At 71.4% G+C, this 20,511-nt stretch carries 21 protein-coding genes; 15 read left to right on the top strand and 6 right to left on the bottom strand.

Annotated features, from left to right (window positions below; genetic code table 11):
- The first annotated feature begins 5 nt into the window (after positions 1-5).
- Together AB0A63_RS19185 and AB0A63_RS19180 are read left to right on the top strand one after the other, a co-directional pair.
- Positions 6-1,079 (top strand): helix-turn-helix transcriptional regulator, encoded by a 1,074-nt coding sequence (locus AB0A63_RS19185; RefSeq protein ID WP_360392771.1) that lies wholly within the window; start codon positions 6-8, stop codon positions 1,077-1,079.
- A 141-nt stretch (positions 1,080-1,220) separates the two neighbouring features.
- Entirely contained in the window at positions 1,221-2,234 is a 1,014-nt protein-coding gene (locus AB0A63_RS19180) for a hypothetical protein (protein WP_360392768.1), read from the top strand.
- Here the strand turns inward: AB0A63_RS19180 and AB0A63_RS19175 are convergent.
- Positions 2,136-2,717 (bottom strand): GNAT family N-acetyltransferase, encoded by a 582-nt coding sequence (locus AB0A63_RS19175; RefSeq protein ID WP_360392765.1) that lies wholly within the window; start codon positions 2,715-2,717, stop codon positions 2,136-2,138. The genes AB0A63_RS19180 and AB0A63_RS19175 overlap by 99 nt on opposite strands.
- Positions 2,718-2,934: 217 nt before the next feature.
- Between AB0A63_RS19175 and AB0A63_RS19170 the strand changes: the two genes are divergently transcribed.
- On the top strand, positions 2,935-4,356 hold the full coding sequence (locus tag AB0A63_RS19170) for a 5'-methylthioadenosine/S-adenosylhomocysteine nucleosidase (RefSeq protein WP_360392762.1): 1,422 nt from the start codon (positions 2,935-2,937) through the stop codon (positions 4,354-4,356).
- A gap of 46 nt (positions 4,357-4,402) precedes the next feature.
- Here the strand turns inward: AB0A63_RS19170 and AB0A63_RS19165 are convergent, their stop codons facing one another.
- Positions 4,403-5,902, bottom strand: coding sequence for a cellulose binding domain-containing protein (locus AB0A63_RS19165; protein WP_360392759.1), 1,500 nt, complete (start codon positions 5,900-5,902; stop codon positions 4,403-4,405).
- A gap of 97 nt (positions 5,903-5,999) precedes the next feature.
- Here AB0A63_RS19165 and AB0A63_RS19160 point away from each other — a divergent pair, with 97 nt between their 5' ends.
- Positions 6,000-6,764: an alpha/beta fold hydrolase gene (locus AB0A63_RS19160; RefSeq protein ID WP_360392756.1), complete on the top strand. Its 765-nt coding sequence runs from the start codon at positions 6,000-6,002 to the stop codon at positions 6,762-6,764.
- On the opposite strand, the gene AB0A63_RS19155 is transcribed toward AB0A63_RS19160, so the two are convergent.
- Positions 6,754-7,584: an oxygenase MpaB family protein gene (locus tag AB0A63_RS19155; RefSeq protein WP_360392753.1), complete on the bottom strand. Its 831-nt coding sequence runs from the start codon at positions 7,582-7,584 to the stop codon at positions 6,754-6,756. The two genes, AB0A63_RS19160 and AB0A63_RS19155, sit on opposite strands and share 11 nt — an antisense overlap.
- A 208-nt stretch (positions 7,585-7,792) precedes the next feature.
- Here AB0A63_RS19155 and AB0A63_RS19150 point away from each other — a divergent pair, with 208 nt between their 5' ends.
- Positions 7,793-8,653, top strand: coding sequence for a DUF4231 domain-containing protein (locus AB0A63_RS19150; RefSeq protein ID WP_360392750.1), 861 nt, complete (start codon positions 7,793-7,795; stop codon positions 8,651-8,653).
- Positions 8,654-8,815: 162 nt separating this feature from the next.
- Here AB0A63_RS19150 and AB0A63_RS19145 read toward each other — a convergent pair whose 3' ends face one another.
- Entirely contained in the window at positions 8,816-9,205 is a 390-nt protein-coding gene (locus AB0A63_RS19145; protein WP_360392747.1) for a hypothetical protein, read from the bottom strand.
- Between the two features lie 29 nt (positions 9,206-9,234).
- Here AB0A63_RS19145 and AB0A63_RS19140 point away from each other — a divergent pair, with 29 nt between their 5' ends.
- From AB0A63_RS19140 to AB0A63_RS19095, 10 genes are all read left to right on the top strand, one after another.
- Positions 9,235-9,780 carry an XRE family transcriptional regulator gene (locus AB0A63_RS19140; RefSeq protein WP_360392744.1) on the top strand — a complete coding sequence of 182 codons (546 nt, stop codon included), beginning with the start codon at positions 9,235-9,237 and terminating at the stop codon, positions 9,778-9,780.
- 29 nt (positions 9,781-9,809) lie between these two features.
- A complete protein-coding gene (locus AB0A63_RS19135) occupies positions 9,810-10,889 on the top strand; it encodes an FAD-binding oxidoreductase (protein WP_360392741.1) in 1,080 nt (359 codons plus the stop codon).
- The gene (locus AB0A63_RS19130; protein ID WP_360392738.1) at positions 10,886-11,068 is read left to right on the top strand and encodes a 2Fe-2S iron-sulfur cluster-binding protein; all 183 of its coding nucleotides are present in this window, start codon (positions 10,886-10,888) and stop codon (positions 11,066-11,068) included. The genes AB0A63_RS19135 and AB0A63_RS19130 overlap by 4 nt, the downstream gene beginning before the upstream one ends.
- Positions 11,065-12,261 carry an FAD/NAD(P)-binding oxidoreductase gene (locus tag AB0A63_RS19125; protein ID WP_360392735.1) on the top strand — a complete coding sequence of 399 codons (1,197 nt, stop codon included), beginning with the start codon at positions 11,065-11,067 and terminating at the stop codon, positions 12,259-12,261. Before AB0A63_RS19130 ends, AB0A63_RS19125 begins: the two co-directional genes overlap by 4 nt.
- The gene (locus AB0A63_RS19120; RefSeq protein ID WP_360392732.1) at positions 12,258-13,151 is read left to right on the top strand and encodes a dihydrodipicolinate synthase family protein; all 894 of its coding nucleotides are present in this window, start codon (positions 12,258-12,260) and stop codon (positions 13,149-13,151) included. The genes AB0A63_RS19125 and AB0A63_RS19120 overlap by 4 nt, the downstream gene beginning before the upstream one ends.
- Entirely contained in the window at positions 13,148-14,140 is a 993-nt protein-coding gene (locus tag AB0A63_RS19115) for a proline racemase family protein (RefSeq protein ID WP_360392729.1), read from the top strand. Before AB0A63_RS19120 ends, AB0A63_RS19115 begins: the two co-directional genes overlap by 4 nt.
- Positions 14,141-14,175: 35 nt before the next feature.
- Positions 14,176-15,027, top strand: a complete 852-nt coding sequence (locus AB0A63_RS19110) for a hypothetical protein (RefSeq protein ID WP_360392726.1) — start codon at positions 14,176-14,178, stop codon at positions 15,025-15,027.
- Between the two features lie 121 nt (positions 15,028-15,148).
- Positions 15,149-17,533, top strand: a complete 2,385-nt coding sequence (locus tag AB0A63_RS19105; RefSeq protein WP_360392723.1) for an ABC transporter permease — start codon at positions 15,149-15,151, stop codon at positions 17,531-17,533.
- 53 nt (positions 17,534-17,586) lie between these two features.
- On the top strand, positions 17,587-18,129 hold the full coding sequence (locus AB0A63_RS19100) for an ATP-binding cassette domain-containing protein (protein ID WP_360393730.1): 543 nt from the start codon (positions 17,587-17,589) through the stop codon (positions 18,127-18,129).
- Positions 18,126-18,746, top strand: coding sequence for an ATP-binding cassette domain-containing protein (locus tag AB0A63_RS19095; protein ID WP_360392721.1), 621 nt, complete (start codon positions 18,126-18,128; stop codon positions 18,744-18,746). Before AB0A63_RS19100 ends, AB0A63_RS19095 begins: the two co-directional genes overlap by 4 nt.
- Here AB0A63_RS19095 and AB0A63_RS19090 read toward each other — a convergent pair.
- Complete coding sequence (locus tag AB0A63_RS19090) at positions 18,715-19,335, bottom strand: DJ-1/PfpI family protein (protein WP_360392718.1); 621 nt, start codon at positions 19,333-19,335, stop codon at positions 18,715-18,717. The two genes, AB0A63_RS19095 and AB0A63_RS19090, sit on opposite strands and share 32 nt — an antisense overlap.
- Positions 19,335-20,273, bottom strand: coding sequence for a DJ-1/PfpI family protein (locus AB0A63_RS19085; protein ID WP_360392715.1), 939 nt, complete (start codon positions 20,271-20,273; stop codon positions 19,335-19,337). Before AB0A63_RS19085 ends, AB0A63_RS19090 begins: the two co-directional genes overlap by 1 nt.
- Positions 20,274-20,511 lie beyond the last annotated feature (238 nt).

The raw sequence follows: 20,511 nt of genomic DNA, 5'->3' as shown, positions 1-20,511 counted from the left end.
ACGGCATGTCTTCTGCCGAGGAGTCGGCACAACACCTGGCGCGGCGACTGCGCTCGCTGCGCAAGCAGGGCTGGCCGGGCAAGCGCATCACACAGGAGCAACTCGGCGAAGCGTTCGACGTCAGTGTCCCGCTGATCTCGTCCTGGGAACGGACGTCCAACCCGGTTCCTCCTCCGGAGCACCGCCTCGAGGCCTACGCCACCTTCTTCGCCACCTCGCGTTCCACAGAGCGTCGGCCGTACCAGGTCCTCACCCACTTGACCGAGGAAGAGCAAGCGATCAGGGACTCTCTGCTCGCCGAGCTCATCGACCTGCGCAACAGGGCGCAAGGCGAATACCATGCTGGAGGTGCGGCGGCGTTCACGGACAACCTGTGGCGGTTCCCGCCAGGCGAGGACATCACGATCGTCTGCTCCGCGTTGCCGCCGAAGCTGCTGCGGCAACTTCCCGCATCACACTCGGACGACCCGGACTACATCGAGCTGTACCAGTACTCCGACCTGGATTCCCTCTTCGAGATCCACGGTCACATCCGCGCGATGAACCCCGACAGCACCGTGTACGTGCGCCCGGGGTCGGACAACCTCGCAACCGACGAGTACATCGGTCACCTCGTGCTGCTGGGCGGAGTTGACTGGAACCAGGTGACCGGCGAAGTGTTGCAGCGCATGAGCCTGCCCGTGCAGCAGCAGGGTCGGCCCGACGACACGGACACAGGTGGGTTCGACGTCGTCGAAAACGGCGTGGTGGTCAGGACGTTCCAGGCCGAACTGCGCACGATCGACGGACGAAGACTGCTCGAACAGGACGTCGCACACTTCTACCGGTCGCGCAACCCCTTTAACAAAGATCGCACTGTCACCATTTGCAACGGCATGTACTCGCGCGGAGTGCTCGGCGCTGCCCGGGCTTTGTCAGACACCCGGTTCCGCGATCGCAACACGGCATATGTACGAAGCCGGTTCGCCGGTTACGACTCGTTCAGCATCATCAGTCGCGTGCAAGTCCTTCCCGGAGGAGCGGTTGTGACTCCGGACTGGACCGATCCCGAACAACTGTTGCACGAATGGCCCGCGTGAACAGCGTGACCGATGACGCCCAGTAAACAGTCCCGGCATCACCACGGCTCACACCGGGCACTGCTCTACGCCGCGCCGAAGAACTCGCCTCAGGCGCCAGTGGACGCGATAATCGTACCCACCATTCGCGAGCCTCAGGCCATGCACCACGCCATCGCCCTCGCCACGTCGCTGAACTGCCCTCTGATCGCGATGTGCAGTGGCGACAAGACGTCGACAGATGCGGTGAGCATGCTCGCAGTCGAAAGAAAGGTGGAGGTGCTCGCTGTCGACGTGGACAGCCTCCCCGCCGGACTGCTGCCCCGGTTCAAGACCAGCGCCTTGCTGGCGAGGACGAAGTTCGATTGGCACAGCGACATCAGCCGCAAACGCAATCTCGGGCTCGTGATCGCACAGGTGGCGGGCTGGGAACGCATCGTCTTCCTCGACGACGACATCGAGGTACCCGACCCGGCGGACCTGCGCAGGGCGGCCGCACTCACCGACAACTACGCCGCGGCCGGCCTGAGCATAGGCGGATACCCCGACAACTCCGTCGTGTGTCGCGCATATCGCGAGGCCGAGGGGGCACAAGAGGCATTCGTCGGTGGAGGCGCGCTCGCGGTGCACACCAAGTCGAGGTCGTCGTTCTTTCCTGACATCTACAACGAGGACTGGTTCTTCCTGCTCGGCGACAAGAAGCTGCGGCCGACAGCCGTCATCGGCGCCGCGTTCCAAACGGCATCAGACCCGTTCGAGTTCGACGAGCGGGCGAGGTTGGAGGAGTTCGGCGACGTGCTGGCGGAGGGACTGTTCTGGCTCCTGGACGACAAGAGGTCACTGACGGATGCCGACACCGCCTATTGGTCCCGATACCTGCTCAAAAGGTCGAATTTCATCCTCGAGACCATGGAGATGGTGCGTCGGTTCGAGGACGACGCTGAACGGAAGGCGAAAAAACTCAGCTCGCTGACAGCGGCGTTGGAGCGTTCGAAACTCATCAGTCCCGAACGGTGCGAGAACTACCTGCAGGCCTGGCGCACCGATCGGAGCACATGGCGCCGACACCTCGGAACACTACAGCCGAACCGGAAGCGGCACCGTTGCAAGGACGACCTCCGCGCGGTCGTGACTGACCTCGGGCTGGGCCTCTGCAGCAGGTACCTCCGGCGCTAGCGGCTTCTCCATCACGTCGCACAGTTCTACGAACCGGTGGCCGTGCTCGTCTGGATACGAGTAGCACTTCACCTGTTCGTGGGGCCAAGACGCATACCCGAGCCGGATGTACAACCTGGCGGCTGCCGTGTTGCTCTCCTCCACCGCCAACGCGACCTTGTGGTGGCCCATGGCCGCCAACTGCCGCTCTGCGGCTTCGAGCAGCCTGGTTCCCACCTTCTGCCCCCGGTGACCCGGGTGCACCTCCAGGTGCGTGATCAGCGGAACGTCCCGCAGATGCGTCCGGATCTCTGGTTCCTCCGCAGGCGCCAGCCACAAGAAGACGTGGCCGATCGGCGCGTCGCCCTGCCAAGCGACCAGAAGTACGCCGAGGCCGCCCGACTGGCGTTCAAGCCGGTCAGCGAAGTACTGCCGCTGACCCAGCTGCCGGTCCAGCGAAGCCAGATCCCCAGGTCGCATCCGTCTTATGATCAAGTTGTGCATGACGAACCTCTGCACCACCGAACTGGTCGTTTGTCCTATCGTACCGCCGCCACTGGTCCGAAATGGACGGAGGTCCGGCAGTTCCGCGGCTGACCGCATTCCGCGTCAGCTCCGCAGGCGAGATGCCGGTTCAAGGACAGAAACCTGACACGGCGGGAAACAGCCTCGGCTTGCGGGTAGCTTGCCCGCAGGAGTGCGCTGCCAGGACAGGATCACCGTGACGAGCGAAGCGTCCGACATCGTTGTCGTGCTGACGGCCTTGGAGAGCGAGTACACCGCGGTCAGGGACCTCGTCGAGGAGCCGGCGGTACTCCGCCACGCCGCCGGCACGCGGTTCGAGGTCGGCCGGATCCGGGGCGGCACCGGGCGGGTGGCGCTGGCGTCGGCGGGTGCGGGCAACCAGCCGGCCGCGGTGCTGGCCGAACGGGCGATCGCGGAGTTCCGGCCGCGGGCCGTGTTCTTCGCCGGGATCGCGGGGGCGCTGCACGACGACCTCGACCTGGGCGCCGTCGTCGTCGCGACCAAGGTCTACGGCCACCACGGCGGTGTCGAGGGCGAGAACGGGTTCGGCGCGCGGCCGCAGGCGTGGGACGCCGACCACGAGCTGGAGCAGATCGCGCGTGCGGTCAGCCGGGACGGGCGGTGGCGGCTGCCCACCGCGCCCAGGGTGGTGTTCCGGCCGATCGCCGCCGGTGAGGTCGTGCTCGACTCCCGGCTCACGCCGTCGGCGGAGCACCTGCGGCGGCACTACTCGGACGCGGCCGCCGTCGAGCTGGAGAGCGCGGGCACGGCGAAGGCGGCGCACCTGAACCGGGCGCCGTTCCTGACGGTGCGCGGCATCAGCGACAAGGCCGACGGGCGCAAGCTGGACACCGACCGCGCCGGGTGGCAGTCGATCGCGGCGGGCAACGCCGCCGCCTTCACCCTCGCGGTCGCCGCCGAGCTGTTCGCCTCGGCGCCCCGCCTGCCCGCGCAGGTCACGGGCCACGGCGCCGCGATCACGTGGCAGCGGCCGGTGGAGCTGAGCTGGCGCACCGACCTCATCGGCACCGGTTCGGTGGTCGAGCGGTGTGCCGTCGAGGTCCACCTCGTGCCGATGGACGAGTACGGACGGCTGGAGGTGCCCGCGCTGGAGCGCCTACGGGAGCTCCTGGCCGCGCACGGGCGCGGGCACGGCCTGTTCACCGGCTCCGAGCGGCTGACCTCCGACGTCACGGCGGACGCGGTGTGGGTGCGGTCGGCGCCGAGCCCGGACGGTCACCGCGGGCTCGCCGTCCGCCGCTCCGGCCAGCGGTGCGCGTGGTCTCCCCTGCGGTACGACGCGCACGGGTCGGTGGTCGACCGCACCGCGCTGGGGCAGCAGGTCGAACGGTCGCTGCGGCTGCTCACCGAACTGTCCGGGCTCTCCGGTGTGCCCGCGCCGGCCGCGGTCGCCGTCACCGCGGGGCTGGAACCGGCCGCGGGGCTGACCGAGCACGGTGCGGGCCACCTGCCGGGTGCCGGCGGGTTCTGCACGGCCGCGCGGATCAGGGTGCAGTCCGGTGCCGCGGTGCCGTTCCACGCCCTGCTGGCGCGCCCGCAGGAGGCGGCGCAGGAGATCACGGCCCGGCTGCACCTGGCGTTCCGGCAGGCGTGCTGAGCGGTTCCGCCGCCGGGGGACGACAGCGGAACCGCCCGCGGCGGCGCTACCTCGGCAGGTAGGCCCGGTGCTGCTTGGAGAACTCGGAGCCGTTGAACTTGTCCCAGTTGATCGACCACGTCATGAGGCCGCGCAGGTTCGGGTACACGCCCTTCGGCTTGTAGCTGCCGCAGTTCGTGCCCTTGGTGAGGCAGTTCAGCGCGGTGTGGACGTCCGCGACCGACGTGAAGCCGTTGCCGGCGTTGACGGACGCGGGCAGGCCGATCGCCACCTGCTCCTGGCGCAGCGGCGCGAAGAACTTCGTCGCGTCGCCCCGCACCGGGAACCCGGCGAGCACCATGTCGGCCATGGACACGTGGAAGTCCGCGCCGCCCATCGAGTGGTACTGGTTGTCCAGGCCCATGATCGGGCCGGAGTTGTAGTGCTGGACGTGCAGCAGCGTCAGGTCGTTGCGCATCGCCTCGATCACCGGCAGGTACGCGCCGGTGCGGGTGTCCGCGCCGCCCGTGCCGCCGTAGAACTGGTAGCCGACCTGCACGAAGAACGTCTCCGGCGCCATCGTGAGCACGAAGTCGGCGCCGTAGCGGGACTTCAGCGACTTCAACGCGGAGATCAGGTTCACGATGACCGGCGTGGTCGGGTTCTTGAAGTCGACGTCACCGGCGTTGAGCGACAGCGAGTGGCCCTCGAAGTCGACGTCGAGGCCGTTCAGGCCGTACCTGTCGATGATCGCCGACGCCGAGCGCACGAACGCGTCGCGCGCGGCGGTGGTCTCCAGGCGCACCTGGCCGTTCTGGCCGCCGATGGAGATCAGGACCTTCTTGCCCTTCTGCTGCTGGGCGCGGATGCCGGCGATGAAGTCGGCCTCGGACTCGACGTTCGGGCACTCCGCGACCGGGCACTGCGCGAACCGCAGCTCACCGCTGGTGGCGCTGGTGGGTTCCGCGAACGACAGGTTGATCACGTCCCACTCGTCCGGCACGTCGCGCATCCGGAGGTAGCCGGAGCCGTTGGCGAAGCTCGCGTGCAGGTAGCCGACGAGGACCTTGCGCGGCAACGAACCCGTGGGCGGCGGTCCGCTCGTGGTCGTCGTCGTAGTGGTGGTCGTTGTGGTCGTTGTGGTGGCGCTGGTCGTGGTCGTGGAGGTCGGCGGGGTGCCGCCGCCCGCGCACGCCGCGCCGTTGACGGTGCAGTTCTGCGGGTCGGCGGTGCCGGTGGCGTTGAACCCGAAGGAGACGCTGGCGCCGGGCGCGACCGAGCCGTTGTACTCGCGGTTGGTGAAGACGTGGTGGTTACCGCTTTTGGTGAGCAGCGCGTCCCAGTAGGCACCGGCGCTCGTGCCCGCGGGGAGGTCGAACTCGACCTTCCAGGAGCCGATGGCCGCGCTGGTCTCGTTCTTGACCGTGACCGTGGCGGTGTACCCGGTGGCCCAGGACTGCTTGGTGACCGTCGCCGTGACTCCGGCGGCGCTGGCGGGGGCGAGGCTCACGAGCACGGTGCCGAGCACCAGTGCGGCCACCGCGGCTATTCGAGCGAACAACGTCATGGCTGATCCATCCCTCACGCGTGGCGGCCGGCAGGGGGTCCACCGTGAATTGGACTAGACCATCTACCACCGCGTCAAGGTCGTAGACTGCGCACCCGTGCCCCACGCTCGTGCGACGGACGGAACCGCGCTCTTCTACTCGGTCGAGGGCTCTGGCCCTCCGCTGCTGCTCATCGCGGGCCAGGCGAACTCGTCGCGGTGGTGGCGGCAGGTCCTGCCGGACTTCACTCCGCACTTCACGACGATCGTGATGGACAACCGCGGCACCGGTTCCAGCGACAAGCCGGAGTCCCCGTACAGCACACGGCTGTTCGCCTCGGACTGCGTCGCGGTGCTCGACGACCTCGGCCTGGACCAGGCCCTGGTGTACGGCACGTCGATGGGCGGGCGGATCGCGCAGTGGATCGCGGCGGCCCACCCGGAGCGGGTCTCCCAACTAGTGCTGGGCTGCACCTCCCCCGGCGGCCCGCACGCCGTGGAGCGCAGTGCCGAGGTCAGGAGGTCGCTGGCCCAGGTCGACCAGATGAAGGCGCGCAAGGCGCTCGTCGACCTGATGTACACACCGGCGTACCGCGGCCCGTTCAACACGCTCGGCGATCCCGCGATGCCGCCCTACGCGCGCAAGCTGCACCTCATGGCCAGCGCGGAACACGACGCGTGGGACGCCCTGCCGTCGATCTCCTGCCCGACCCTGGTCGTGCACGGCACCGACGACATCTTCAACCCCACCGCGAACGCACCGCTGATCGCCGAACGGATTCCGGGCGCGCGCATGGAGCTGATCGAGGGCGCACGGCACGGCTACTTCGAGGAGTTCCGCGCGGTCGCGTCACCGCTGGTGGTGGACTTCCTCAGCTCGTGACCCACCGCAGCCCGCGCATCAACGCGTGGCCGGCGAGCTTGACCCCGGTGGCCTCGGAGACCGGCAGGTAGGGCAGCCGCAGCGGCATCCGCGCCCACACCGGCAACGTGGCCACGGCCGTGGCGCCCAGCACCGCGTACGGCCCCTTCGCGACCAGCGGAAGCGGTGCCTTGAGGAGCAGGAACCGCGCCGCCTCCCGGGCCTCCGGCGTGCCCTTGAGCTCGGGCCGGTAGGCGTCGAGCCGGTCCGCGAGCTCCCGCGTGGTCTCCGGCGGGTCCGCGATGCCCATGGCCCGCGCGATCACCGCCATGTCCCGCACGTACCCGTCGTAGTCGTCGAGCGGCTGCTCGCCGTAGCGCTGGTGGCAGCGCAGGAAGCTGTCCACCTCGGCCACGTGCACCCACTCCAGCAGGTGCGGGTCATCGGCGCGGTAGTGGCGCCCGTCGGACGCCGTGCCGTGGATGTACGTGTGGATGCGCGCCAGCTTGTCGATCGCCTTGTGCGCGTCCTCCTTCGTGCCGTACGTGGTCACGCCCACGAAGAGGCTCGTGCGCTGAAGACGCCCCCACGGGTCCGTGCGGTAGTCGGAGTGCTCGGCCACCGCCGCCATCGCCAGCGGGTGCAACGACTGCAGCAGCAGTGCCCGCAACCCGCCGATGAACATGGCGTGGTCGGCGTGCACCTGCCGGATCGGGCGGTCGTCGGCGAACATGCGGGGGCCGGGTGCCTCGTGGATGGTGCGGACCTGGTCTTCGCGGTCCGGGCCCACGACCCTCTCGAACAGGCCGTTGCTCAGCTGCCGCCGCAGTGCTTCCAGCATGACCCCATGATGCGCGGCGGTAGCTGAGAACGGGACCTCCTCCGCTCAGGAAGGCGGGTAGGACGTCTTGCGCCGCGAAAGCAGCAGCCGCCTCTCGGCTGTCCGGGTGAACACCCCGGTTCGTCCGCGGTACCTCCTCCGCGCTGGAGCGGGACGTGATACGACAACGTTCGGAGGCAGACGATCAGCGTTGGCGGAGAGGGAGCACATGACCGACGCGGACTTGCCCGGCTTTTTCCACGACGCGGACGAGGCGTCCCGCCAAGGGCAGCGGAAGACGTTGCTGCTCAGCCGCGTGCGGCTGGTGAGCGCCGTGGTCGCCGCGATCGGCGGCGCGTTCAAGTGGAAGATCGGCGGCACCTACGACCTGTGGGCGTTCGTCGCCCTGGCCGGTTTCTTCGTCGCGCTGTTCACGGAAATCCTGCTGTGGGCGCAGCACCCCGAGCAGAAGTGGAACGCCGGCCGCGCCGTCGCCGAGCAGATCAAGTCGCTGGTGTGGCGCTACGCCGTGGGCGCCGACCCGTTCACCGGAGCCGGCGCCAAGCAGCTGCTGCAGCTCAGGATCGCCGAGGTCGTGGCCGAACACGGCAAGAAGCTCCGCCTGGCCAGCACGAACCCCTCCGGCGCCGAGCGCCGCGAGGAACTGCGCCGCAAGCCCTTCGCCGACCGCCGCACCGCCTACCGCGAGGGCCGGGTGAAGGACCAGCTGGAGTGGTACCAAGCCCGCGCCGCGACCAACGAGTTCCGCGCGAACCTGTGGCGCATGCTGCTGATCGCCGGCGAGTTCGTCGCGATCCTGTTCGCCGGCGCCCGCGTCATGGGCGCCTGGGACGTCGACATGTCCGGCGTCATGGCGGCGGCGGTCGCCGGCGGCGCGGCGTGGCTGGGGCTCAAGCAGCACGAGAACCTGTCCCTCGGCTACTCCGCGGCCGCGAGCGACCTGGCGCTGATCTACGAACGGCTCGCCGACGTGGAGGAGGCCGACTGGCCCGCCGCGGTGGCGGAGGCCGAGGGGGCGATCAGCAAGGAGCACAGCGCGTGGCTGGCGTCCCGGCCGAGCACGACGTGACGGAACGGCTGAGGACCTTCGTCGCGCCACCGGGCCGGGTCGTCGGCCGTCCTGGACGGGCAGGCCGAGGAACAGCGCCACCACACGACGCTCACTGAGGTGGGCAGGCTGCCACACGAGCCCGCCATCACGCGGGCTCGTGCGGGAGAGCGAGCAGGCCGGTTAGGAGCCCAGCGCCGCCACCACCCGCTCCACCACCGCCTTCTCGGCCACCGCCACCGCCCCGTCGGCCCCGGCCACCGACCGGCACATCTCCGCCACCGCCGCGCGGAAGATCGGCACGTCACGCGGCTCGTGCGCGGCGATGATGTCCACGGCGGAGCGCAGCGCGGTCAGGACGCCCTCCTCCACGTCGGCCGACGAGCCGCGGGGCAGGGACGGCGGGGCCGCGGCGATCACTTCGCGCAGGTCGTCGGAGAGCAGGGTCATGGCGCGGATGCCGGCGTGGCTCTCCTCGTCCACGGCGCCGGGGTCCGCGGTGGAGACCAGGACCATGGCACCGAAGACGGCGGTGCGGAGCGTCTGGCCCTCCGCCTCCGTGTAGGCAGTCATGCGGTCAGCCTATGCAACGATCTCGCGGTATGAGTGCGGGTCGGGTGCTCGGCGCCAACATCAGGGCGTTTCGCGAGCAGCGCGGGTTGTCGTTGTCGGAGCTCGCGCGGCGGTCGTCGATCGCGAAGGGCACGCTGTCGCAGCTGGAGAGCGGGTCGGGGAACCCGACCATCGAGACAGTGTTCAGTTTGTCGAACGCTTTGAACGTGCCGGTGTCGGAGCTGCTGTCGGAGCGGACGGCGCCGGAGGTCATCCTGGTGCGGGCCAGGGACGTGGAGCAGCTCAGCAGCAACGCGGTCGACCTGCGGCTGATGCGCCGGATGGACGTCGCGGACACCGTCATCGAGATCTACGACCAGCGTGTGCGGCCGGGTGCGACGCAGACCAGCGAAGGTCATCCCGGCAAGGAGCACGTGCTGGTCACCGGCGGGACGCTGCGGGTGGGGCCGACGGACTCGCCGTTCGAGCTCGGGCCCGGCGACTACGTGTGCTTCCCCGGCTCGGTGCCGCACCTGTACGAGACCGTCGGCGGTGAGGTCAGCTCGGTACTGGTGCTGGAGTACCCGAAGCACTAACGTTCATTCTATTGAACGGAGGTGGAGTGATGCACCCGGACGTCGTGGTGGTGGGAGCGGGGATCGTCGGGGCCGCGTGCGCGCAGGCGCTGACGGCGCGCGGGCTCGACGTCCTGGTCGTCGACCGCCACGGGCCGGCGGCGGGCACCAGCGCGGCCGGCGAGGGGAACGTGCTGGTCAGCGACAAGGGGCCGGGGCCGGAGCTGGAGCTCGCCCGAGCCAGCCGGGAGCTGTGGCCGGAGCTGGCGCAGGACGCGGAGTGGGAGGAGAAGGGCGGGCTCGTCGTCGCCACGACCGAGCAGGCCGTCGAACCGCTCAGGGCCTTCGCCGCCGGGCAGCGCGCCGCGGGCATCGACGCGTGCGAGCTCACCGCGCAGGAAGCCCTCTCGTGCGAACCGCACCTCAACCCCGGTGTCACCGCCGCGGTCCACTACCTCCAGGACGCCCAGCTCAACCCGGTCAAGGCGACGCGGACCCTGCTGCGCGGCATCCGGGTCCTCCAGGCGGAGACGTCCGCGGTGGACGGCAGGTCCGTCACCACCGACCGGGGCGTCCTGCACTGCGGTGCCGTCGTCAACGCGACCGGGCCGTGGGCGCGCCGGTTCGGCGTGAACGTCCTGCCCCGGCGCGGCGTCGTCCTCGTCACCACGCCGATCCCCGGCACGATCCGGCACAAGGTCTACGACGCGGACTACGTCGGCGCGGTCGCGAGCGGCGAGGCCGACCTGCAGACCTCCGGCGTGGTCGAGTCGACGCAGGCCGGCACGGTCCTGATCGGGTCGAGCCGGCAGCGCAAGGGGTTCGACGACACGATCGAGTCGAAGGTCCTGAAGGCGTTGGCGCGGAGAGCGATCGCGATGTTCCCCATGCTCGCCGGAGTGCCGGTCATGCGCGCGTACGGCGGCTTCCGCCCGTACGCGCCGGACCACCTGCCGATCATCGGCGAGGACCCGCGCACACCGGGCCTGTGGCACGCCACGGGGCACGAGGGCGCCGGTGTCGGGCTCGCACCGGCAACCGGGCGGCTGCTCGCCGAGCTTCTCACCGGTGCCGCGCCGCACGTCGATCCCCACCCGTTCCGCGTCGACCGGCCGGAGGTGCTGGTGTGAAGGTCACGTTCAACGGCCTCCCCCGCGAGGCCGACCACGTCGCGGAGCTGCTGCCCGGCCGGTTCTTCTGCGGCATCGGCGTCTGCTTCGGCTGCGTCGTCGAGATCAACGGGACCCCGGAGGTCCGCGCCTGCCGGCACCGGCTCGCGGACGGCGACACCATCAGGACCACGTCGTGAGGGTCGTGGTGGTGGGTGCCGGACCGGCCGGCATGGCCGCCGCCAGGACCGCCGCCGACGCGGGCGCGGACATCGTCATGGTCGACTCCGAACCCGAGGCGGGCGGCCAGTTCCTGCGCGGCAGGACCACGTTCGCGCACCCCGGCGTCACCCACCTCCGCGACACCGAGGCGTGGCTCGTCGAGGACGGCGTCCTGCACCTGCGCGGCCCGCGGCAGCTCCCCTTCGACGCGCTGGTCGTCGCCACCGGCGCCTACGACCGCCCGCTGCCCTTCCCCGGCTGGGACGGGCCCGGCGTGATCACCGCCGGTGCCGCCCAGGCGCTGGCCAAGCAGGGCGTCACCCTCGCCGAACGCGTGGTGGTCGCGGGCACCGGCCCGTTCCTGCTGCCGGTCGCGACCGCGTTGCAGGACCTCGGCGCCACCCTCGTCGGCGTCTACGAGGCGAACTCGCCGCTGGCGTGGGCGAAGGAGGCCAGGGCGGTCGCCGCGAACCGGCACAAGGTCGCCGAGCTCGCGCGGTACCGAAGGGTGTTGCCGCGCCTGGAGACCCGCACCGCCGTCGTCGCCAAGCACGGCGACCGCGTCACCGTCGCGAAGCTCGACAGCGCCTGGCGCCCGGTCGGCCACCGCACCGTGCGGGCAGACCTCGTGTGCGTCGGCTACGGCTTCCTGCCGCGCGCCGACCTCGTCCCGCACGCCGCCAGGACCGGCGGGTTCTACGACGTGGACGACCACCAGCGGACCTCGGTGCCCGGCGTGTACGCGGCCGGTGAGGTCACCGGCATCGGCGGCGCCGACCTGTCCGAGGCCGAGGGCGTCGTCGCCGGGGCCGCGGCCGCCGGGCGGCAACCACCGGCGGCTGCGCTCAGGGCCGTGCGCGACGGCCGCCTGTTCGCCGCGGCACTGGCGCGGGTGCACGCCGTCCGGCCCGGCTGGCGGACCTGGCTCACACCGGAAACCACGGTCTGCCGCTGCGAGAAGGTGACCCGCGCGGCGCTCGACACCGCCGCCGCCACGACCATGCGCGAGCTCAAGCTGACCAGCCGGGTCGCGCTGGGCCGCTGCCAGGGCCGCATCTGCGCCCGCAACGCCGCCGAGCTCACCGGAATCCCGTTCGACGACCAGCGCCGCGTGATCGCGGTCCCGATCCCGCTCGGCGAACTCGCCGCGCTCCCCGAGGAGGACTCATGACCGAACGTCTCGACGGCGTCATCGTCGCCACCGCGTTGCCGTACAAGGAGGACGCGGGTGCGCCCGCCGGGCTGCGGCCCGACCTGGACCGGTTCGCCGAGCACTGCCGCTGGGTGGTCGAGTCCGGCTGCCGCGGCGTCGGCCCGAACGGCTCGCTCGGCGAGTACTCGTCGCTGACCGACGCCGAACGCCGGGAGGTCGCGCAGACCGCCATCGCCGCGGTCAAGGGCAAGGGCATCGCGGTGGTCGGCGTGCACGGCGTCGGCGCGCACCAGGCCCGCCACTGGGCCGAACTGGCCGCCGAGGACGGTGCGGACGGCGTGCTCTGCCTGCCGCCCACGATGTACCGGGCCAACCGCGGCGAGGTCGTGCACCACTTCCGCGAGGTCGCCAAGGCCGGTCTGCCGATCATGGTCTACAACAACCCGATCGACACCAAGGTCGACCTCACCCCGGACCTGATCGCGGAGCTCGGCCAGATCGAGCACGTCGTGGCCGTGAAGGAGTTCTCCGGCGACGTGCGCAGGGTGCTGGAGATCCGGGCCGCCGCACCGCACCTGACCGTCGTGGCCGGTGCCGACGACGTGGTGCTGGAGAGCCTGCTGATGGGCGCCACCGGCTGGTTCGCGGGCTACCCCAACGTGTTCCCGGCCGAGTCGGCCGAGCTGTTCGACCTCGCGCGGGCCGGCAAGCTCGACGAGGCCCGGTCGCTGTACGAACGCCTGGTGCCCGCCTTCCGCTGGGACTCGCGCACCGAGTTCGTGCAGGCCATCAAGTACTGCATGGACCTCGTCGGCCGCTTCGGCGGACCGTGCCGTCCCCCGCGCGGCCCGCTGTCCGACGCGCAGCGCACCCGGATCGAGGCCGACATGGAGCTGGCCACCTCATGAGGTTCGCCCGGTACTTCAGTGCGGTCGACTCGCACACCGAGGGCATGCCCACGCGCGTCATCACCGGCGGCGTCGGCGTCATCCCCGGCGAGACGATGGCCGACAAGCGGCTCAACTTCATCAAAGACCACGACCACGTCCGCAAGCTGCTCGTCAACGAACCGCGCGGCCACGCGGCGATGAGCGGTGCGATCCTCCAGCCGCCCACCCGTCAGGACGCCGACTGGGGCGTGCTCTACATCGAGGTGTCCGGCTGCCTGCCGATGTGCGGCCACGGCACCATCGGCGTGGCCACGGTCCTGGTCGAGACGGGCATGGTCGCGGTGACCGAGCCGGTGACGACGGTCCGGCTGGACACCCCGGCCGGCTTGGTGCTCGCCGACTACGACACCCGCACGAGGCTCGTGACGATCCGCAACGTCCCGGCCTACGCCCACGAGCTCGACGCGACGGTCACCGTGCCCGGTCTCGGCGAGGTCCGCTACGACATGGCCTACGGCGGCAACTTCTACGCCATCCTGCCGCTCGCGGACCTCGGCATCCCGTTCGACCGCATGGAGAAGGACCGCATCCTCGCCGCCGGACTGTCCATCATGGACGAGATCAACCGCACCAACCGGCCGGTGCACCCGACCGACCCGGCGATCGGCGGCTGCAAGCACGTCCAGTTCACCGCGCCCGGTCACGACGGCGCCCACTCGCGCAACGCGATGGCCATCCACCCCGGCTGGTTCGACCGCTCCCCCTGCGGCACCGGCACCTGCGCCCGGATGGCGCAGCTGCACGCCCGCGGCGAGCTCGCGCTGGGCGCGGAGTTCGTGAACGAGTCGTTCATCGGCACCCGCTTCATCGGGACGCTGCTGGAGGAGGTCGCGCTCGGCGACCGCACCGCCGTGCTGCCGACGGTGGCCGGCCGGGCGTGGATCACCGGGATGGGCCAGTACCTGCTCGACCCGGCAGACCCGTTCCCGGAGGGCTTCTCGCTGTAACCGGTGGGCTCCGCGGAGTCGTTAGGCTCACGGGGGTGAGCACCACGCCCAGTCTCGAGGCACTGCTGCGCATCGGGCCGTTCCACGCGGCGCTGAGAGCCGCGATCCGCCGGCGTGGGCTCACCCTGGAGCGGCTGCGCTCGCGGCTGGCCCAGCAGGACGTCCCGGTCGCGCTGTCGACGCTGAGCGACTGGCAGCAGGGCCGGGTCCGGCCGGTCTCGCCGAAGTCGCTGCGCGCGGTCGCGGTGCTGGAGGAGCTGCTCGACGTCCCGCACCGCTCGCTGCTGGACCTGCTGGAGCAGACCGGTCCGAGCGGCTGGCCGGACGTCGTGCCCGGCATGATGCCCGGCTTCGACGCCAACGACCTGGAGGTCGTCGCCCGGCACGACCGGGTGTTCGTCGACGCCGACCGGCACGCTTCCCGCGCCCTGGTGAAGATGGTCGTCCGCGCGCACACCGACGGCGTGGACCGCTACAACGCGCACTACTACGGCGACGACTTGGTCCGCGTGGCGCACGAACCGCTGCGCAACTGCCGGCTCGGCCAGACCGTGCTGGAGGACCGGACGACCGTGGAGGAGCTGCTGTTCGACCGGCCGCTGCGGCTGGGCGAGACGTGGGTGTTCGAGTACTCGATCCACGACCCGACGCGCGTGGACAGCGTCGAGTACGCGCACGGCGTGCGGTGCTTCCTCGCGCAGAGCCTGATCGAGGTCCACTTCGACCCGGCCGCGCTGCCCGTCGACCCGCACGTCTACCTGCAGGACTGGGAGGAGACCGAGCCGCACCGCACGATCGACCTGTCGCTCGACCACACGCACTCGGTGCACCACTTCGAGTCGAACGTGTCGGTGAACTGGGTCGGCATCCGGTGGAGCTGGGTGTAGGTCCGGCGACGAGAACGGCCAAGGGCTCCCGAAAACGCAGCTCGCCGGTTAGCGTGCGCTGGTGCAGTTGCCGTGGAGAGCCGCCCCCCGGGCAGCGCTGTCGAGCCCGCTCACGCTCGTCGTGAGCATCGTGACGACGTTGCTGCTCGGCTTCGTGGTGGCCGCGGCGGTCCTGCACTCCTCGGCGGCCGGCAGCGCGGCGCTCGCCTACCAGCAGGGCCGCGTCTGTCCACAGTCGATGCACCCCTCCCTCGACGGCGACGGTATTCCGCTGGCGCAGGCCGTCCGCACGGCCACGACCAACGGCGGCCTGGGTGCCGTCTACACCAACATCGCGCGGCCGGACTTCACCGGGCTCGCGACCTACGCGCGGTTCGGGTACCGGCCGGGTGCCACCGAGCACCTGCGGGTGCTGCAGGGCGGCGGCACCGGGTTGTGGGTGCCGCAGACGGTCGCGTCCGCCGCGAAGGTGAAGATCGGCGACCGGCTCGTCGGGTCGACGCTCGTGGTCAGCGCGATCTACGCGGACCTCGCGCACCCGGTGGCGGACTGGTGGTGTTCCGAGGCGAAGACCGTCGTGCCGAACCCGCTGGCCGGTGAGGGCGCCAGCACGTCGGTGATCTGGGTGCACCAGGCCGCCGACCTCGCACTGCTGCCGGCGGACTTCTCCAGCGCCACGGTGTCGATCCGGTTCCCGGCCGAGCCGGTGACCACCATCGCCGAGGCGGAAGCGCTGCGCGACAACGGGAACGCGCTGCTGGCGAAGCTCGGCCTCCCGCTGACCAGGACCGACCTCGTCAGCGCCGCGATCACCGCGTCGGCCACCGCGCGGGACAACGTCGGGTCGGCGTTGCTGCCGCTGGTGGTCGTGAGCGTGCTCGTCGGGCTCGCCGGTGTCGGCACGGTGACCGTGCAGTGGGCCCAGCGCAGGCACTCCGAGCTGCGGCTGCTGTGGGTGCGCGGTGCGGGCCCGCTCGCGCTGGGCCTGCGCGGGGTGCTGGAGCTGGGGCTGCCGCTGGTGCTCGGCGGTGTGCTGGGACTGGTGGCCGCGCGGGTGCTGCTGCCCCTCTACGGGCCGGGCACGGCGCCGGCGCCGGGAACGCTGTGGACCGCGCTCGGTGCGGTGCTGGCCGTGGTGGTGCTGAGCCTCGCGGTGACCGTGCTGACCGCCTGCTGGAGGACGCACCGGACGTTCCAGGGACGGCCCCGGCGGTGGCGGCTCGCCGTGCTGCCGTGGGAGCTCGCGGTCGGCGGGCTCGCGGTGCTCGCGTGGCTGCGGCTCGCGGAGAACGGGCTGGGCACCCGGCCCGGGGCCGGTGAGCTGCCGCGCATCGACGCGGCGGCGCTGACGTTCCCGCTGCTGGTGGTGCTCGCGGCGGCGTTGCTCGCCACGCGGGTGCTGCGCTGGACGCTGACCTGGTCGCACCGCGTGCAGTTCTGGCGGGTGCCGGCCGCGCAGCTGGCGGTGCGCCGGCTCGCCGCGGCCGCCGGACCGGTCACCGGCGTGGTGCTCGTGGGGGTGCTGGCGGTCGGCACGATCGCGGTCGGCAGCTCGGTCGCCGGTGCCCAGCGGTCGGCGCTGGACTCGAAGTCCGCCGTGCACGTGGGCGCCAACAGCACGGCGCAGGTGTCGCAGGACCTCGCCACCGGCAAGGTGGCGCTGCCGGAGTCGTTGCGCGGCACCACAACGCTCGTCGGCGTGAGCTCCGGCGCGCTCGTCGTGGACCCGGCGACGTTCACCGACGCGGCCATCGTCGGCGACCCGGACCGGGTGCGGGCGGTGCTGGCGGGCCTGGGCAAGACCGGCGCGGTCGCCTCCGCGGTGCGGATCGGGCGCGCGGCGAACCAGGAGATGCAGGTCCCCGGCCTGCCGCTGCTGAAGCCGTCCGAGTCGCTGCCGTCGTTCCCGAAGCTCGGCACCCGCGGGTACGTCATCACGCGGTCCGCGGTGCCCGCGCCCGAACAGGTCGGGTCGTGGCACCTGTGGTCGTCGCTGCCGGTGAGCGCGCTGACCGCGGAGCTGCAGAAGGCGGGCATCCACTACACGAACGTCGCCGACCGCGCGAAGGTGCTCGACGGGCTGCCGTTCCTGACCGTGCAGTGGACGTTCGGGTTCGTGGCGGCGATCGGCGTGGTGCTCGCGGTGGTGGCGGCGGTGGCGCTGCTGCTGGCGATCGAGGTGCGGCGGCGGCAGAACGCCGTGTCGGGCGCGCTGTCCACGCGGATGGGGATGAAGCCCGCACTGCTGTGGTCGAGCCACCTGCTGGAGGTGGGCGCGATCGCGGTGGCGGCGGTGGCGGTCGGTGCGGTGGCGTCGTTCGTGAGCGCGGGGGCCGCGGTGCCGCGGCTGGACCCGGCGCCGTGGCTGAACCCGGCACCGGTGCTGCCGGACCTGGTGCCGTTGCTGGGGCTGATGGTGGTGTGCGGTGCGGCGGTGGTCGCGGCGGCGGCGTGGCTCGCGTTGCGCGGCGTGCGCACCGCGCGGATGGGAGAGCTGCTCAGGTGATTCGCGCTTGTGGCGTCGGGGTGTCCTACGGCGGGGTGCGGGCGGTGGCGGACATGTCGCTGCGCACCGCGCCCGGCCTGACCGTGCTGTCGGGGCCGTCCGGGTCGGGCAAGTCGACGTTGCTGCGGGTGCTGTCGCTGGTCGAACGGCCGTCCGCCGGCGAGGTCTTCGTGCACGACCGGCCGACCTCGCAGCTGTCGTGGCGCGAGCTGCGGTCCTTGCGGCGCAAGGAGATCGCGGTCGTGTTCCAGAACCCGGCCGACAACCTCATCGGGCACCTCACGGTCGGCGATAACCTGCGGGCGGCGGGCGCGACGGACCTGTCGCTGCTGGAACGGCTCGGGCTGGGCGGCTCGGGGACGTGGCGGATCGGGGCGTTGTCGGGCGGGCAGCAGCAACGGCTCGCGTTCGGCTGCGCGCTGGCGCGCGGTGCCTCGGTCGTGGTGGCGGACGAGCCGACCTCGCAGCTCGACGCGCGGTCGGCGGACCTGGTGCTGGAGACGCTGACGTCGTTGCCGGTGCCCGTACTCGTGGCCTCGCACGACCCGCGGCTGGTCGAGCTGGCCGACCTCTGCGTGCCGCTGGTGGCGTCGTGATCAGCGCGACGGGGGTGCGGCGGTCGTTCGGCGGCGTCGAGGTGCTGCGCGGGATCGACCTGTCCGTGGCACCGGGCGAGCTGGTGACGCTGAGCGGGCCGTCGGGGTCGGGCAAGACGGCGCTGCTGTCCGTCCTGTGCGGCTTCGACTTCCCCGACTCCGGCACCGTCACGCCGGGGCCGGCGGCGTGGTCGGCGTGCGCGGTGCTGCCGCAGTCGCTGGGACTCGCGACCGAGCTGACGCTGGAGGAGAACGTCGCGCTGCCGCTGCGGTTGCGCGGGCTGCCGGTCGGCCCGGTGGCGGACGTGCTCGCCGAGCTGGGGATCGCGGACCTGGCCCGGCGGTACCCGGCGCAGGTGTCGTTCGGGCAGCAGCAACGGGCGGCGCTGGCGCGTGCGGTGGTCGCGAAGCCGTCGGCGTTGCTGGCGGACGAACCGACCGCGCACCTGGACGCCGTGAGCGCCGACGCCACGATCGGGCTGCTGCGCCGGGTCGCCGACGACGGCGCCGCGGTGCTGATCGCCACGCACCACGACGCCGTGCACGCCGCCGCCGACCGGGTGTTGGAGCTGGCCGGCGGCCGGATCAGCTCGGGCTCGCGGCGAACAGCGCCCTGAGGTTCTGCTCGATCTCCGCTGGGATCTGCGCGTAGGCGTGCGGCGGCTGCGGGTCGTACTCGATGCCGACCTGCACGGTCTGCGCGACCGCCGTGCCGAACTCGCGTTCCACCAGCTGCAACGCCATGTCGATGCCGGCCGACACGCCCGCACCGGTCACGACCTTGCCGTCGAACACGACCCGGTCGGTGCACGCCTGCACCCCGCGCGCGGTCAGGTCGTCGCGGGCGGCCCAGTGCGTGGTGGCCCTCGTGACCACCCCGGCCTCGGCGAGCAGCGTCGAGCCCGTGCACACCGACGTCGTCCACTTCGTCGTCGAGTGCACCTCCCGCAGCCACGCCACCAGCTCGGCGGACTCGCGCAGCACCTCCCTCCAGCGGCCCGACCCCGGCACCACGACCACGTCCGCCGACTTGAGCGTGTCGAACGTGTCGGTGGGCACCATGGTCAGGCCGTTGTCGGAGCGCACCGGGTCGAGCGTCCGCGCGACGAAGCGCGGTGTCACGACCGGCACGCAGCCGAGCACCTCGAACGGCCCGACCAGGTCGAGCGCGGTCAGGTTCGGGTAGAGCACGTACGCGACGTCCATCAGGCGACCCCCGTCGTCCGGAAGCGGGCGCGGTAGCTGCCCGGCGACACGCCGAGCACGCGCAGGAAGGCCCGGCGCAACGTCTCGGCCGAGCCGAAACCGCTCTGCCGCGCCACCAGGTCCAGCCCGTCACCGGTGCTGGCCAGGCGGTCGGCCGCGGCCTCGACACGGGCCCGTTCGACGTACTGCGCGGGTGAGATGCCGACGCTGCGCGAGAAGACGCGGGCGAAGTGGCGGACGCTCATCATCGCCCTGCGCGCCATGACGGGCACGGTCCACTCACGCGTCGGGTCGGCGTGGATCGCGTCCAGCAACGCCCTCAGCGCGTCGTCGGACACCGGTGGCGTGCGGGTGTGCACGCTGAACTGCGACTGGCCACCGCTGCGCTGCAGGAAGACCACCAGGTACTGCGCGATCCGGCGGGCCAGCGCCGGGCCGTGGTCCTGCTCGACCATCGCGAGCGACAGGTCGATGCCCGCCGTCACACCGGCCGAAGTGGACACCTGACCGTCGCACACGAAGATCGCGTCCGGTTCCACGTCGACCCCGCGCGCCGCGAGCTCGCCCGTGAACGCCCAGTGCGTCGTCGCCTTCTTCCCGTGCAGCAGCCCGGCCCCCGCCAGGACCACCGCACCGGTGCAGACGCCCGCGATCCGCCGCGACTTCAGCGCGAGCCGCCGCAGGTGCGTCGTGAGCACCGGGTCGGTCGCGGCCTCGTCGTACCCCCAGCCGCCCACGACGAGCAGCGTGTCGATGGGCCGGTCGAGCGTGCGCAGGTCCGCACCTGCCCCGATCCGCACCCCCGCGGTGGCGGTGAACGGTTCTCCCCCGAGCGTGGCCACGGTGACGCGGTAGCGCTGACCCCCGTGGTTCGCCGCCTGGAACACCTCTACCGGCCCCGCCAGGTCCAGCAGCGCCGTGCGGTCGTAACCGACCACGACTACTTCCCTCAAGTTCCCCACAACTCCACTTTCCTCATCACCCGCGGTGGCGGCAACGCCATTCCGCCCTCTCATTCGGCCACCGCTCAGGTGCACGCGGGGAGCTTCCGTACTCTCCTGGCGCACGAAAGGCCCCCACGCTTGGGTTCTAGGGATCGTTGCAACACCTGAAGTTGTTCAGGGGTTGCAGTGTTCGAGATCCGTGAGGACCGGTCGCCGCAGGGAGCGAAGAAGC

Origin of the sequence: Lentzea sp. NPDC042327, from assembly GCF_040647275.1 — a bacterium.
Classification (GTDB): domain Bacteria; phylum Actinomycetota; class Actinomycetes; order Mycobacteriales; family Pseudonocardiaceae; genus Lentzea.
Note: the sequence above shows the minus strand (reverse complement) of the source record. Positions and strands in the feature narration are given on the sequence as shown.